The sequence below is a fragment of the Pseudomonas sp. MONT-RG-20F-20-E-7-02 genome (assembly GCF_022662395.1).
GTDB lineage: Bacteria > Pseudomonadota > Gammaproteobacteria > Pseudomonadales > Pseudomonadaceae > Aquipseudomonas.
Genome location: NZ_JAKNQN010000014.1, coordinates 35,364 through 48,947, shown reverse-complemented (window position 1 = coordinate 48,947; position 13,584 = coordinate 35,364). Strand labels below are relative to the sequence as shown.

Below are 13,584 nucleotides of genomic sequence, written 5' to 3'. Positions count from 1 at the left end.
TTACTATTCACGCCCCCGCCTCCCCAGTGCTCACGCGATGATTCCTCAGCCGCCCCGCAGAACAGGCTTTTTCGAGCATTACGAAGAGTTGATCGGCACCTGGACCCGCCGCCTGAGAAACCGTCAGCAAGCTGAAGACCTGGCCCACGACACCTTCGTGCGGGTGCTTGAGTCGCGTTCGAGCGAGGTGGCGCAACCGCGCGCCTATCTGCATCAAACGGCGCGCAACATCGCCGTGGATGCCTACCGCCGTGAAGACCGGCGCGAGGCGCTGGCGCTGGACGCCTTTGAGCACAGTGCGCCCCACAGTGGCGACCCGGAGCATTTCATGCACGCGATCCAGTTGGCGGACTCCATCGAGCGGGCGTTGGCCGAGTTGCCGCTTAACTGTCGCAAGATATTTATCTGGCAGAAGATCGAGGGGCTGACCCAGCAGGAAATCGCCGTGCGCCTGGGCCTGTCTAAAAACATGGTGGAAAAGTATATGATCCGCACCTTGCGGCATCTGCGTGACCGCCTGGATGCGATGGCCCCATGACCCGCTTTGATGAAACAGGATCTTCCATGATGGATAGCCGTGCTCGCGACGAAGCCGCGCATTGGTTTGTACGCCTGCAAGACGCCGAGTTGAGCATCGAAGAGCGCCAGCGCTTCGACGCATGGCGGGCAGAACGGCCTGAGCACCAATATGAATTCGACGTGTTGCAAGGTTTGTGGAGTGCCACTGACCTGCTGCCCAAAGCCCGATTGCAAGCCTTGTGCGATGCGCCGGTCGAGCGCCCCAGGCGCCGGGCCATTGCGCGATATGCCGTCGCCGCCAGTGTGGTGGCGGTCGCCTTGGGGCTGGGTTTGTTCAGCGGGCTTGAACACCCAAAACCCTACAGCGCCGAGTTCAGCACGCGCCTGGGTGAGCATCGCCAGGTGGCCTTGCCCGACGGTTCGGTGATGGACCTGAACAGCCGCAGCGTGGTCGCGGTGCACTATGAAAAGGGCCGGCGTGGCGTCGAAATCAAACAGGGCGAAGCGATGTTCAGCGTCGAGCACGACACCCGCCGGCCATTTGTCGTCGCCGCCGGGGCAGGGCAGGTGACGGTCACTGGCACGCGCTTTGACGTGCGCCGCGATGATGACCAGACCCGCGTGGTAGTCGAAGCTGGCACGGTCAAGGTGCAGGGGCGCGCGTCCGATCAGATCGTCACGCTGACAGCGGGCCGGGGTACGCAAGTCGATGCCCTGGGGCACGTCGCTGCCGCATACGCGGTGAATACCGATGAATTGACGGCCTGGCGCAGCGGCAAGCTGGTGTTCAATAACGCCAGCCTCGGTGAAGTGGCGCGGGAAGTGTCGCGCTACCGCGAGCAACCGTTGCGGGTCAGTACCGCTGCGGTGAGCAACCTGCGCGTGACCAGCGTGTTCAAATCCACCGACACCGATGCCTTGCTCAAAGCCTTGCCGCATATCCTGCCGGTGGCCTTGCGCACCTTGCCGGACGGCAGCCAGGAAATTATTTCGCGCTGAGGTTCAGGTTTTTTTCGAGTTCTTCGTCTTCTCCTGCAACTGCAACTGGTTTGCATTAACAGCCGCACACTCTTGCGATCACAGGATTAGGCTCGACGTGAAAAAACTTACCGTCTCCAACAATAAAATTTCCCGCTGGGCACCCTTGGCCCTGGCGCTTGCTGTCAGTGCCGCTGTGCCTGCTGCCTATGCCGACGACGGTATCCATATCCGCGCCCAGCCGTTGGGCGCGGCACTGAGCCAATTGGGCCAGCAGACGTCGCTGCAAGTGTTTTTCAGCCCGGACATGGTCGCAGGCAAACAAGCGCCCGCTGTCGACGGCAACCTGTCGCCCGAACAAGCCCTGCGCCAACTGTTGCAAGGCAGCGGCCTGGATTACCAGATCGATGCGGGCTCGGTCACTCTGCGCCCGCTGAGCAGTGGCACTGGGGAGGCCGGCTCGCCGCTGGAGCTGGGCGTTACCGATGTCAAAGTGGTCGGCGACTGGTTGGGCGATGCGAACGCCGCCGTGGTGCAAAACCACCCCGGTGCACGCACAGTGGTGCGTCGTGAAGCCATGGTGGAGCAGGGCGCGATGAACGTCGGCGACGTGCTGCGCCGCGTGCCTGGCGTGCAGGTGCAGGAGTCCAACGGCACCGGTGGCAGTGATATTTCCCTCAACGTGGGCGTGCGCGGCCTGACGTCGCGCCTGTCGCCACGCTCCACGGTGCTGATCGACGGCGTACCGGCGGCGTTCGCCCCGTATGGCCAGCCGCAACTGTCGATGGCACCGATTTCCGCCGGCAACCTGGACAGCATCGACGTGGTGCGTGGCGCCGGTTCCGTGCGTTATGGGCCACAGAACGTTGGCGGCGTGATCAACTTCGTGACCCGCGCCATTCCGGAGAAATTCTCCGGTGAAGTCGGCACGACCTTGCAGACGGCTGAACACGGTGGCTGGAAACACGTCGACAACGCCTTTATAGGCGGCACCGCCGACAACGGCATTGGCGTCGCGTTGCTCTATACCGGCGTGAACGGCAACGGCTACCGCGAAAGCAACAATTCCAACGACATCGACGACGTGATCCTCAAGACCCACTGGGCGCCGACCGATCAAGACGATTTCACCCTTAATTTCCACTACTACGACGCCAGCGCCGACATGCCCGGCGGTTTGACGCAGAAGCAATTCGACGCCAACCCGTACCAATCGATACGCGACTACGACAACTTCAGCGGCCGCCGCAAGGACGTGTCGTTCAAGTACATCCGTCAGATCGATGACCGTACCCAGGCGGAAGTGCTGACCTATTACACCGACAGCTTCCGGGGCAGCAACATCGCCAACCGCGACCTGAAGACCATCGTCTCCTACCCGCGCACCTATTACACCTTTGGCATCGAACCGCGGGTCTCCCATGTGTTCGATGTGGGCCCCAGCACCCAGGAAGTCAGCCTCGGTTATCGCTACCTCAAGGAAGGCATGCATGAGCAGGCCAGCAGCCTGAACCTGGTCAACAACGTGCCGACGCCGGGCGGGCAGAATGACGGGCACGTCTACCAGGACCGCACCGGCGGCACTGTGGCCAATGCGTACTATATCGATAACAAAATCGATATCGGCAAATGGACCGTCACGCCGGGTATTCGCTACGAAAATATCGAAACCCATTGGCATGATCGCCCGGTGGTCGCCTTGAATGGCGTACGCACCGTGGAAAAGAACCGCAAGATCCAAAGCAACGAGCCGTTGCCGGCGTTGAGCGTGATGTACCACATTTCCGACGCCTGGAAACTGTTCGCCAACTACGAGACCTCGTTCGGCAGCCTGCAGTATGCGCAGATCGGGCAGGGCGGCCGGGTCAATCAGACGGCCAATGGCCTGAACCCGGAAAAAGCCAAGACCTACGAGATCGGTACGCGCTACAACGACAGCGTCTGGGGTGGCGAAGTGACGTTGTTCTACATCGACTTCTCGGATGAGTTGCAATATGTGAGTAACGATGTGGGCTGGACCAACCTGGGCGCCACCAAGCACCAGGGCATCGAAACCTCGGCTCATTATGATCTGTCGAACCTCGACCCACGCCTGGACGGCCTGACCGCCAGTGCCGGTTTCACCTACACCAAGGCCACCTCGGAGGGCGATGTGCCGTTCAAGGGCCGCGACCTGCCGCTGTACTCCCGTGAGGTGGCGACGGCGGGCCTGCGTTACGACCTCAACCACTGGACCCATAACCTGGACGTCTATGCCCAATCCGGCCAACGTGCGCCAGGCACTGGCACCACCTACGTCACCCAAGGCACTGCCGACGGCCAGTACGGCGATATTCCCGGTTATGTCTCGGTCAACGTGCGCAGCGGCTATGACTTCGGTGCGCAACTGTCGAACCTGAAGTTGGGCGTGGGAGTGAAAAACGTCTTCGACCAACAGCACTACACGCGCTCCAGTGACAACAATGCCGGGTTGTACCTGGGTGAGCCACGTACGTTCTTCGTACAGGCGAGCGTCGGGTTCTGACCGATCTTTGATACGAACAATCGCAGCCCAAGGGCTGCGATTTTTTTTGCCTGTTTCCTACACACCTTCAAGCTGCTTTCTGCCTGATCAGGAACCTATTCTGACGGAAACGCCACACAGGGGCAGACCTGGTCGACTTCGATGTTAGCGTGGAGCGACAGGTTGATAATCGCACCCTTGCCCTGGAGGCACTTATGTCGGTATCGGCTACCACTCCATCAGTATCTGTTTCATCCAGCGCGGACACCCCGCAGGTTGATTCAAAGTCCCACGCCAAGGTCAATGTTACGGCGTCGACTGCGCCGTCCTACCACAGCCACAACGCTGGAGGCGTCAATTTCAATGCATCGCATAGCCAGAATGGGCCGGTGTTTGGTCAGCCGCAGCAGGCAGCGAGTCATCACAGCCACTTCAATAGTCGCCCGGCCCAGAGTCCAGATTTCTCTGCAATGATGCAACAAGGCTCGCATCAGGGCTCATACCACGCCTCATACCACGCTTCACCCCAAGGCGGCACGCAGCAGCACCAGCAATGGGGGAACCCTTGGTTGGGCAGGCCCATGCCACCGACTAACGCTCATGGCCCCTACCCGATCACGCTGGATAAACCAGACCCTATCTACTCGAAGAAGAGCGACGATCAACTGTTGACCGGTATTCTAAGAGACGCCAGGGCGTATGGAACGCCGTGTAACCCTTCGACTTTCAGCAGGAGCGCTATTGAAGAAATGGCGCAAAAAGAATTGGGTCGCGACCCTGCAATGAATCGAGCAATTCGCAGCGCCAAGGAGGCTGTGAGGCGTCCCGAGACGATGGATGCCTGGTTCCGGCAGGGTGATCCGGCCTCAATCAGCGATCTCAGGGCGTTCAGCCAAAACCCCAACCCCTTGAAATACATCACTGATAAGCAAGCAGTCCAAGAGCTGATCAGCCATTTCAATCAATTAGCAGGGGGGTTCGGTAAAAGCGAAATCGATCTTAATGACCTCAAATATCTGGCCGGTCTAGAACGGACGGGCGACAGTTCAATCGACCACCTACGTAACGTGAGTGACAGGACCGTCAATAGCCCCCGTTTGACGGGCATATTGGATGAACTCTTGAGTGACTCCGGGGACAACAAATTCAGTCAAGCGGGGCTCGTGTTGGCTTCTTACTTGATCGCATAACCCATAGCAATAAGGCGCTGCGAACGCTTGGCAGCGCCTCGTGCTTCAAATTGTGCAAGGAACTATTTCCACACTCTCGCCACTCAGGGCATACCTATCCAGCGGCTTTATCGGAGCCGGTCGCCTTTTCAGATACTGAATCAGGGCCAAGACATGACCTCAACTTCGTTTCAATCCTGCCAAACCGTCGGCTGTGAGGCTTTTCCCAGCGGCCCTGACGTTGATCGCTCAACATCCCTGAAAAGGGACGCGGCGTCGAATGACATCTTCCATGCCGCCTTGTCGAACGGATACGCCGCAGAAACCCAGCGAATGAAAGCCTATGCCGGCCAGCGTAAGTTCCGGGCACCGGTGGCCGCTGATTTCGCCCGCGGCATGGTTGCCCCAGGTCATCCCGGCGACCCGGATACCCAGGCGTCCAGGCACTCCAATAGCCTGTGGGCCGCATTGATCAATGGCCTTACCGCGTGGTGGCGTGGGTAAACGCCTGTCTGACGCACCCGCTCACTTTTACATGCTGTCATGGGTATCCAGCGGTTGCCCGGAACTATTGAGTTCAGCTGACCACATATCGGTTGCTTGCTACCCGGGAATCGACTCGAAGATCCAAAGCGCCTGTGTGGTGGCTTTCAGGCAAGCATAGATCTGGAAAAGGTGGGAACTAACACATGAAAATTAACAGTGCTGTATCGCGCGGGCAGTCGCCGGCGATGGACCGGCCTGAGGCACGCTGGCCTTTGTCGTCGCCCGTTGCACACCCGCCTAGCGATGATCACTTCAACACGCGGGATGTGCCACGCCAGCCGTCGTCGTTGCGCACAAGCGCGTCCTTGCTGCGTTATCAGGCCTTGCAGAACGCGCCGATTGCTCGCGCGGACACAACCCCTCCGGGGCCGAAATCGGCGGATAACGTCTTGTTGGACGTGTTGGCAAAAGACTTCAGCGATTTGTGCATTTCTCTAGGCATGACCCGGGGCCTGACGCAGTCGGCTTTGCTGAAAATTGCAGCTCAACCGTTGCGGGGCGATTAACGTGCGGGACCGTGTGATCCTGGCAGTCAGGGAGATTCTCAAACGCCCAAGGTTGAACGATGCGATCATCGACAGTGACGGGTATATCACCCGCGATAGCCTGAGCGCCGCCGCCGCAGCCTTGCGCGGTAACAGCTCCCCTGAAGCCTTTAGCCAGGACCCTTTTCATGATCAGGGCAACGCCAAGGTCGTGCAGGCTCTGCAAGGCTATTTCAAGTTATTGAGGGATGAATCCAAGGACCGCACGGTTTTTTTTGAAACCCTTGAATACATGGAAATTGCGCTGCTCAAAAACGTGATGAATGACCCCGATGACAGCGACTCAGAAGGCCTGCCCATTCTGGATCCAGCGACCGGGCTGCCCGGAAAAAAGTACAGCGAGCACTGTGTGTACACGGCAAAAAACATCATTGAACGGCCGGGTTTATTGCGATCATTGCAGCGTGTCAACACGCTGCGCCTGTTTGGTCGCCCGAAAGACGAAGAGTGGCTGTGCAATAAAAGCCTGGGGCGCTGGCTGGAGCAACATGAGGCACACAAGGCCAGGTAGCGACCCGGCCTTGTGCGCTGAGCGGTTCACACTTTGAGAATTTTGCCGCTGATGGCTACACCGGCCAGCAACAGTGCAATCAGTACAAAGGCCGTGCTCAAACTGCTGCCGTGGGCGATAAAACCGATCACAGCGGGCCCGGCGAGAATACCGGCATAACCCAGGGTGGTGATGGCCGGCACTGCAATATGCTCCGGCATCACCTTTTGCTTGCCCACGGCGGTGTACAGCACCGGCACGATATTCGAACAACCGGCCCCCACCAGTGCATACCCCAGCAGTGCGGTTTCCCAGGCGGGTAAAAGTGTCGCGAGCAACATGCCGGCAGTGGCCAACGCGCCACCAATCACGATGACGCGTGTGGCGCCCAGGCGTCTGACGATGGCATCACCTGTCAGGCGGCCAGCGGTCATGGTCAGGGCAAAGGCGGCATAACCAAGACCGGCGTAAGCCTCATCGAGGCCACGCTCGGCACTCAGGAACACGGCGCTCCAATCCAGCACGGCACCTTCAGCCAGAAACACGATGAAGCACAAGCAGCCAATGAACAGCACCACGCCGTGAGGCACGGCAAACGCCGGGCCCGAGCTTTCACTGCCGTAGGGCAACAAATGTGGCCCGGCCTTGAGCAGCGCCGCCGCCATGATGACAATCACCACCAGCGTCGCCTGCAGCGGCGACAGGCCCAGCCCCAGCAGTCCGGCGACGCCCGCTGCGCCGACGATGCCGCCCAGGCTGAACAAGCCATGAAAGCCCGACATCATGGTTTTGCCGCTGGCGCGCTCCACAATCACCGCTTGCAGGTTGACCGTGGAGTCCACGGTGCCCAGGCCTGCACCAAACAGGAACAACCCGGCCATCAGTAACGGAATCGAGCTGACCGTGGCGAGCATCGGCAGGGCCAGGCAGATCATTATCGTGCCGGCGGTCAGGACACGGCGGCAGCCATAACGTGAAGCCAGCGCCCCCGCCACGGGCATGGCGATGATCGAGCCCACCCCCAGGCACAACAGCAACAGGCCAAGCGTGCCCTCATTGAGTTGCGCGCGAGCTTTGGCGTATGGCACCAGCGGAGCCCAGGCCGCGATACCGAAGCCGGCGATGAAAAATGCAATACGGGTCGACATTTGCTCCAGCCGCCCGGGAACCACGGGCGCTGGGGTGGGGATGGCAGTCATGAAAAAATCCTTGGTTTTGCGTTCAACGAACGATGTCCGGTGCGACATCCTTGCACATCAGGCCTTATCGAGCGAACTGGGTTCCCAAGGCAATAGAGATTTGCGTGCAGGTCGGTAATTTTATTTTTACCAAAAGGGAACGAGAGGGTATCGGGCGACCACATAAAGAATGTCAGGCAGGCGGGAGGTGGCCTGGAAAGTGAGTAATCCCCGTGAGAACTGGTGAACCCCGGGCGTCTTGCGGCGGATTGCCACTTTCCAGGCCACTTCTGAACTGTCTTCAGTTTAGCGTAGGCAAATACGCCCGCACTTCAATTACCTCGGCGTCCTTTACGCGAACCAGCAGCGTGCCACGAGGCGTTGTTTTCCTGCCGATGTAGCTCTCGATAATTACCCGGTCCGCCGCAGTGGCGTGCAGTGACAACCGATGAGGTTTGCGCAGCAGTTTTTTGCTCTGAGCGTCGAGTGCAAATGACGGCTGGCCTCTGCGCACACTGTCGCAGAATGGAAAGAGGACGGCGTTAGCTCGACTGCGCACGGACTTCGGCCTGATGAAAACGTCCATCCAGGGGAAATAGGAGTGTAGGGCGCGCCTGGTTTTTCGCCATGACCAACGGGTGGTTTCAATCGACGCTATCCCACACAATCGCACAGCATTTTTTCTTTTTGATGTTCAGCGACAACGGATGTGGATGACCCCATGACCCAGTTCTACGATGCCCGCGGCAATATCTATGGCGTGATCAACCCGGCCTCGTTAAGGCGCGCGGGCATTGAAGTGCCGTACAGCGCCGCTCAGGCCGCGAGCACTGCCCAGGCCTGGGCATCGTTGGCGATTGCGTCTGAGTGTGGATGGGGCACGCTGCCGCGTCCGGCGGATGCGAAGGCGCACCGCTGCGATGGTTTGTTGGTCGGGCCGTTCGACTGTGTGCCGCCGTTTGACCTGCTCATCGTCAATACCGATGGCACACTCGCCGAACGCAGCGGCAACGGTTTGACGATTTTTGCTCAGGCGCTGACCGATCAGGGCTTGATGACGCAGGGCTGTGATTTGCGCGTGCATCACAACAAAGCCGATACCGCGTCACCCGTTGCAACGTTTGTGGAACCTGCGATCTATGAACAGGTTGCGGGGTTCTGGCTGGCCTTGGGGCAGCCGACGTTCGGGCCTTCAGCGGTTGGCGCTGAGGGTGTGGATGGGCGCAATCTTGGCTTCAGTCATGTACCGCCCCTGGCTGTGATCAACCCGCAATGGGCACACAGCCAGTTTGTCCGTGTCGGCAATCCCCACTGTGTGACGCTCGTCGAGCACGCTTGGGCGTTACCTGACAATCAGGCGATGCACGAGCGCGGCCTGTTTGAAGCGTTGCAGGCAATTGCCTTTGCGCCACCTGTCGGGCGCGGCCGACCCTGCGTTGCCGGGATCAATCTGCAATGGGCCGCTCGCTCTTCAGGCAATCAGGTACTCGCGCGGGTGTTTGAGCGGGGCGAGGGCCCTACCGCGTCCTCCGGGACCAGCGCCAGCGCCGTGGCCTGTGCGGCGTGGCGGGCAGGTTGGGTCGAGGCTGGGGACGTGGCCGTGGTCATGCCGGGTGGCACGGCGCCGGTACGGTTGCATGTTCAGGCCGAAATGTTGCTGAGCGTCAGTTTATTCGGGACTGCACGACCGCAAGCCTGAATGTGCAAGTGCGGCTGATATCCTGGATGAGTGTCAGCCGTTTCTCTTCAAGATACTTATGCGTGTCCTATTAACGTAGGAGTTTTCTTGTTATTGGTAGTTGTAAAAATAATGCCTTGTCTTGTTTTGTAAAAGACACTTCCGACTACGCCGTACGAATCTTCTTTTTTATTTTTGAAGGCCCGAATCTCGCCTGAAATCGCTAAGATTCAATGCATTCAGGCGCTTTTTTCCGGCAGTTAAATCAACATTCAACGGGGGAAAGTCTTTCAGTCAAAACGTGAAGACGGGTAACTAAGGATGGTTGGCGATTTTGTTTTGCCGCGATTTAAATTGATATTTTCCGAACCAACTTTTGCAGAATTAAACCGTGACTTTCAGGTGCTGGCTTTCAACGGCAGCGAGCGTCTTGATCAGCCCTACTTTATTCACCTGCAGTTAGTCAGTGAAAACCCCGCCCTGGATCTCGACGCGCTGCTGCACCAGCCGGTCTATCTGGATTTTGGCGAGGCGGATGCGGGCCTGCATGGCCAGGTCTACGCCATTGGCCGGGATGATCCCGGGGGGCGGTTCACCCGCTACCACCTCACGCTGGCGCCCCGCCTGGCGTGCCTTGCCCATCGGCGTGACCAACGGATTTTCCAGCAGCGCAGCGTGCCGCAGATCATCGCTGCCGTACTTGCACATCACGGTATCCTTGCCGATGCGTACACTTTCGAACTTGGCCCTGTGGTCTATCCGCCACGCGCGTTCTGTGTGCAGTACGCAGAAAGCGACTTGCACTTTATCCAAAGGCTGTGTGAAGAAGAGGGTATTCACTACCACTTTCGCCACAGCCCGGATAATCATCTGTTGGTGTTTGGTGATGACCAGACTGTGTTTCGGCGTTTGCCTGCGCAGCATTACCGCGCGGTGGGCGACTTGGCGGCTGATACGCGGGCGATCCGGCGCTTCGATGTGCGCCTGCGAATCCGCAGTCGGCAAACCGTGCGCCGCGATCATGACTTCGAACACCCTTCGTTGCGTCTGCAGGAGCAGGCCGGTGCAGCCTCGGTACACAGCCTTGAAGATTACCGCTACCCCGCCGGCTTCAACGGTCACGCACGTGGCAAGCAACTGGCGCGCCGGGGTTTGGAACGTCTTCAAGGCGATTGCTTTCGAGCACTGGGTAAGAGTGATCAACCGGCATTGAGCAGCGGCCACTTTCTCGAATTGCGTGATCACCCGGACCCAGCCTGCAACGACCTCTGGTTAATCAAGTCGGTACGCCATGAGGGTTATCAACCGCAAGTGCTGGAGGAAGCGGGGTTTGAGCCTGCTGCATTCCAGGGCTATCGCAACCGGTTTACCGCTACGCCATGGCGCGCAGCGCATCGGCCGCCGCTCAAACACCCAAAGCCGACCATTCATGGCAGCCAGACCGCCACGGTGACGGGCCCCGCAGGCGAAGAGGTGCATTGCGATGCCTACGGTCGGGTGAAAGTACGTTTTCACTGGGACCGCCTGGATAAAAACGATGACAAAAGCAGTTGCTGGGTGCGCGTGGCTTCCGGCTGGGCGGGCGATGGTTTTGGCGCGATGCTGATTCCTCGGGTGGGCATGGAAGTACTGGTGACTTTCCTTGAAGGCGACCCCGACCGGCCCTTGGTCAATGGCTGCCTGCCCAATGCATCGCACATGCCGGCTTATCCCTTGCCGCAATACAAGACGCGCAGTGTGTTGCGCAGCCGCAGTACCAGGGGCGGCGGCGGGGCTAACGAGTTGCACCTTGAAGATCGCCACGGCGAGGAGCTCATCTACCTGCGTGCCCAGCGCGACCTGCAACAGCACGTGGGCCGCGACAGTCGTTTGGAGGTGGCCGGAGAGCGCCATGAAGTCATTCGAGGCTCAAGCACGGTACACCTGGAAAGCGAAGAGCACCGTCACACCTCGGGCGATCGCAATGTTGTGCTGAAAGCCAGCGATCGCTTGGATGTGCATGGCAACAGCGATACCTATGTTCGGCAGACCCTCGTCATCAAAGCGGGGCAACAGCTGTACCTGGAGGCCGGTGCCAGCCTGGTGATCAATGCGGGTGCACACATCAGCCTCCAGGCAGGCGGAGAACATGTGCTGATCCAGGCGGGTGGCATCTTCAGCAGTCGGCCAATTACGGTGGGAGGCTTACCGCCCGCAAGCCGCTCGACGGCGCCTTTTTCTGCTGCGACTGCCCCGAAGATTTCGGCGGCGCAGGGCGCTCTCATGGCGCAGGCCCGGCAGCTGGGCGCTGACTATTGCCCGGTGTGTGAGCAATGCCGCGAAGGCCTGTGCAATATCCCAGGGAGGGCTGCTTGATGGAGAGTATGCCCGGCCGTTGGATGGCCCGACAGCATCAGGCGGGGCGCCGATTGTGCTTGATCCTTGACGGAAAACACGCCGCCCGGGAGCCGTTGTTGATGGTCCGCCATGTGCCGCAGTATTGCTGTCTCTACGCTGAGACTGCTGTGGCCGAGCTGGCCTCTACCGGTCCGATGATCCTGCTACTGGACCAATTAGGGGAGCCCGCGCTGGTCGAGTTGCTGCAACACCCGCAGACGAACTGGGGCTGGCTGTGCAGTCTGCCGGGCGATGACCTGCAAGGACTGGCTCGACACTGGCGCGAACGTCTGTTGGTAGGGCCGGCAGGCAGCCAAGCGGTGTATCGCATTCACGATAACCGCACCCTGGCTCGCGCGCTGGCCCACTTGTCGATCAATGATTGGCCGGTCTTCCTCGGCCCGCTGATCTCTGTGTACTACTGGCATGAAGACCGCTGGTGCGAGGGCGAAAACCCCGCGCCGGGAGAGTACCCGGCGCCTGTGCCTGCGCCTTGGCTGAACACGCCCAACCCCCAAGCGCAAGCCATCCTGCACGCCAACATCCTGCGCTACCTGCTGACCGAACACAGCGAAGGTCTCGCCGCGCTAGTCGAATTTCAAGACCCCAGGATCTGGCTGACCCAGGTGTTGGAACAAGCCCGAGCCTGGCAGTGGAGCGGGCCGCAGCAACTTGAATTCCTGGTAGTACGCAGGTTGGAGGAGGCGACGCAAACCAGCGTGATTCGCTGGCAACCGATGCAAGAGGAAGCGCCCGGCGATCATTTCGAAAGGGTGCTGGAGCAGTGGCGAAGGTTGAGGGAAAAAGTATGAGCAGGTGCATGCGTGGCGCATTAGCTGTGCTGGGAGCGGCATGGCTTTCGGGTTGTGCGGTAGGGCCGGTTAACCACTTTACGTTGGAGGTGGATTTGCCGGCGCAATTTCGATTTGTTGGCGCGGCGAATTACCGTCCCGCCAGATATCAACTCTGCAAGTTGCCGCAGCGACGGGGTAAAAGGCCTGAACGAAAAATCATTATTGCTGATTACAAACCCGTAGCCGGGCGGGTGAGTTATGACCTGCCGTTGACTGAAACCATTGAGGGCTGCCCCACGGCGCTGCGCAGTGTGGAGTTCGATTTTTATGCGAAGTGGGGGGCACGCAGCACTGATGTCGGTGGGTCCCTGGGGGGTATCTACTTTACAGATCCTATTGAGTCTGAGGATGTAGCGGGGGTGCCAGCCTCGGGTGTGCAGGAGTTGCGTGGGCAATGTATGTGGCTTTTTCGCACGGTCGGGCGGGCGCATACGATCAGGAAACTGCTGAGATGCAGGGCGTTGGACGAGAGCGGGCAGCGGCAAAAAATGCTGGCGGGTGGGGTTGCACAACGAGCTCTGCTACCAGGAAAGACACTCAGGCTGGTGCTGACACTTACGGATGAGGAGGAGCCGGCTTTTGATCGACGATGGATCGCTGTACCCGGCGGATGGAAACGCTGCCGAGGGACCAGTTTTGAGGATCTGCAAGGCGCTTGCGACGACGATACACCCGAGTTTAAACCGATAACGATGCCGGATGGACGCACCTGTGATGTCTATCCCACGTGCCAATAACAAGGAGTTGA

General features: G+C 59.4%; 12 protein-coding genes. 11 read left to right on the top strand and 1 reads right to left on the bottom strand.

The window, feature by feature from the left end; genetic code table 11:
* The first annotated feature begins 37 nt into the window (after positions 1-37).
* From L8I05_RS27680 to L8I05_RS27650, 7 genes are all read left to right on the top strand, one after another.
* The gene (locus L8I05_RS27680; protein WP_197629554.1) at positions 38-538 is read left to right on the top strand and encodes a sigma-70 family RNA polymerase sigma factor; all 501 of its coding nucleotides are present in this window, start codon (positions 38-40) and stop codon (positions 536-538) included.
* A 29-nt stretch (positions 539-567) separates the two neighbouring features.
* Positions 568-1,518: a FecR family protein gene (locus L8I05_RS27675; protein WP_242175256.1), complete on the top strand. Its 951-nt coding sequence runs from the start codon at positions 568-570 to the stop codon at positions 1,516-1,518.
* Between the two features lie 97 nt (positions 1,519-1,615).
* Entirely contained in the window at positions 1,616-4,021 is a 2,406-nt protein-coding gene (locus L8I05_RS27670) for a TonB-dependent receptor (RefSeq protein ID WP_242175254.1), read from the top strand.
* A 194-nt stretch (positions 4,022-4,215) separates the two neighbouring features.
* Entirely contained in the window at positions 4,216-5,190 is a 975-nt protein-coding gene (locus L8I05_RS27665) for a hypothetical protein (RefSeq protein ID WP_242175253.1), read from the top strand.
* 312 nt (positions 5,191-5,502) lie between these two features.
* Positions 5,503-5,673 (top strand): type III secretion effector protein, encoded by a 171-nt coding sequence (locus tag L8I05_RS27660; RefSeq protein ID WP_242175237.1) that lies wholly within the window; start codon positions 5,503-5,505, stop codon positions 5,671-5,673.
* A 185-nt stretch (positions 5,674-5,858) separates the two neighbouring features.
* Positions 5,859-6,221 (top strand): hypothetical protein, encoded by a 363-nt coding sequence (locus L8I05_RS27655; RefSeq protein WP_242175236.1) that lies wholly within the window; start codon positions 5,859-5,861, stop codon positions 6,219-6,221.
* Between the two features lie 13 nt (positions 6,222-6,234).
* Positions 6,235-6,771 carry a type III secretion effector protein gene (locus L8I05_RS27650; protein ID WP_242175228.1) on the top strand — a complete coding sequence of 179 codons (537 nt, stop codon included), beginning with the start codon at positions 6,235-6,237 and terminating at the stop codon, positions 6,769-6,771.
* Positions 6,772-6,797: 26 nt separating this feature from the next.
* Here the strand turns inward: L8I05_RS27650 and L8I05_RS27645 are convergent, their stop codons facing one another.
* Positions 6,798-7,949 (bottom strand): MFS transporter, encoded by a 1,152-nt coding sequence (locus L8I05_RS27645; RefSeq protein ID WP_177017618.1) that lies wholly within the window; start codon positions 7,947-7,949, stop codon positions 6,798-6,800.
* A gap of 700 nt (positions 7,950-8,649) precedes the next feature.
* On the opposite strand from L8I05_RS27645, the gene L8I05_RS27640 reads away from it, so the two are divergent.
* The 4 genes from L8I05_RS27640 (at position 8,650) to L8I05_RS27625 (ending at position 13,573) form a co-directional block, all read left to right on the top strand.
* Entirely contained in the window at positions 8,650-9,627 is a 978-nt protein-coding gene (locus tag L8I05_RS27640) for a diaminopimelate epimerase (protein WP_242175221.1), read from the top strand.
* Between the two features lie 300 nt (positions 9,628-9,927).
* Entirely contained in the window at positions 9,928-11,961 is a 2,034-nt protein-coding gene (locus L8I05_RS27635; RefSeq protein WP_242175219.1) for a type VI secretion system tip protein VgrG, read from the top strand.
* Complete coding sequence (locus tag L8I05_RS27630; RefSeq protein WP_242175217.1) at positions 11,961-12,794, top strand: DUF4123 domain-containing protein; 834 nt, start codon at positions 11,961-11,963, stop codon at positions 12,792-12,794. The genes L8I05_RS27635 and L8I05_RS27630 overlap by 1 nt, the downstream gene beginning before the upstream one ends.
* Entirely contained in the window at positions 12,791-13,573 is a 783-nt protein-coding gene (locus L8I05_RS27625) for a hypothetical protein (protein WP_242175757.1), read from the top strand. The genes L8I05_RS27630 and L8I05_RS27625 overlap by 4 nt, the downstream gene beginning before the upstream one ends.
* The last annotated feature ends 11 nt before the right edge of the window (positions 13,574-13,584 follow it).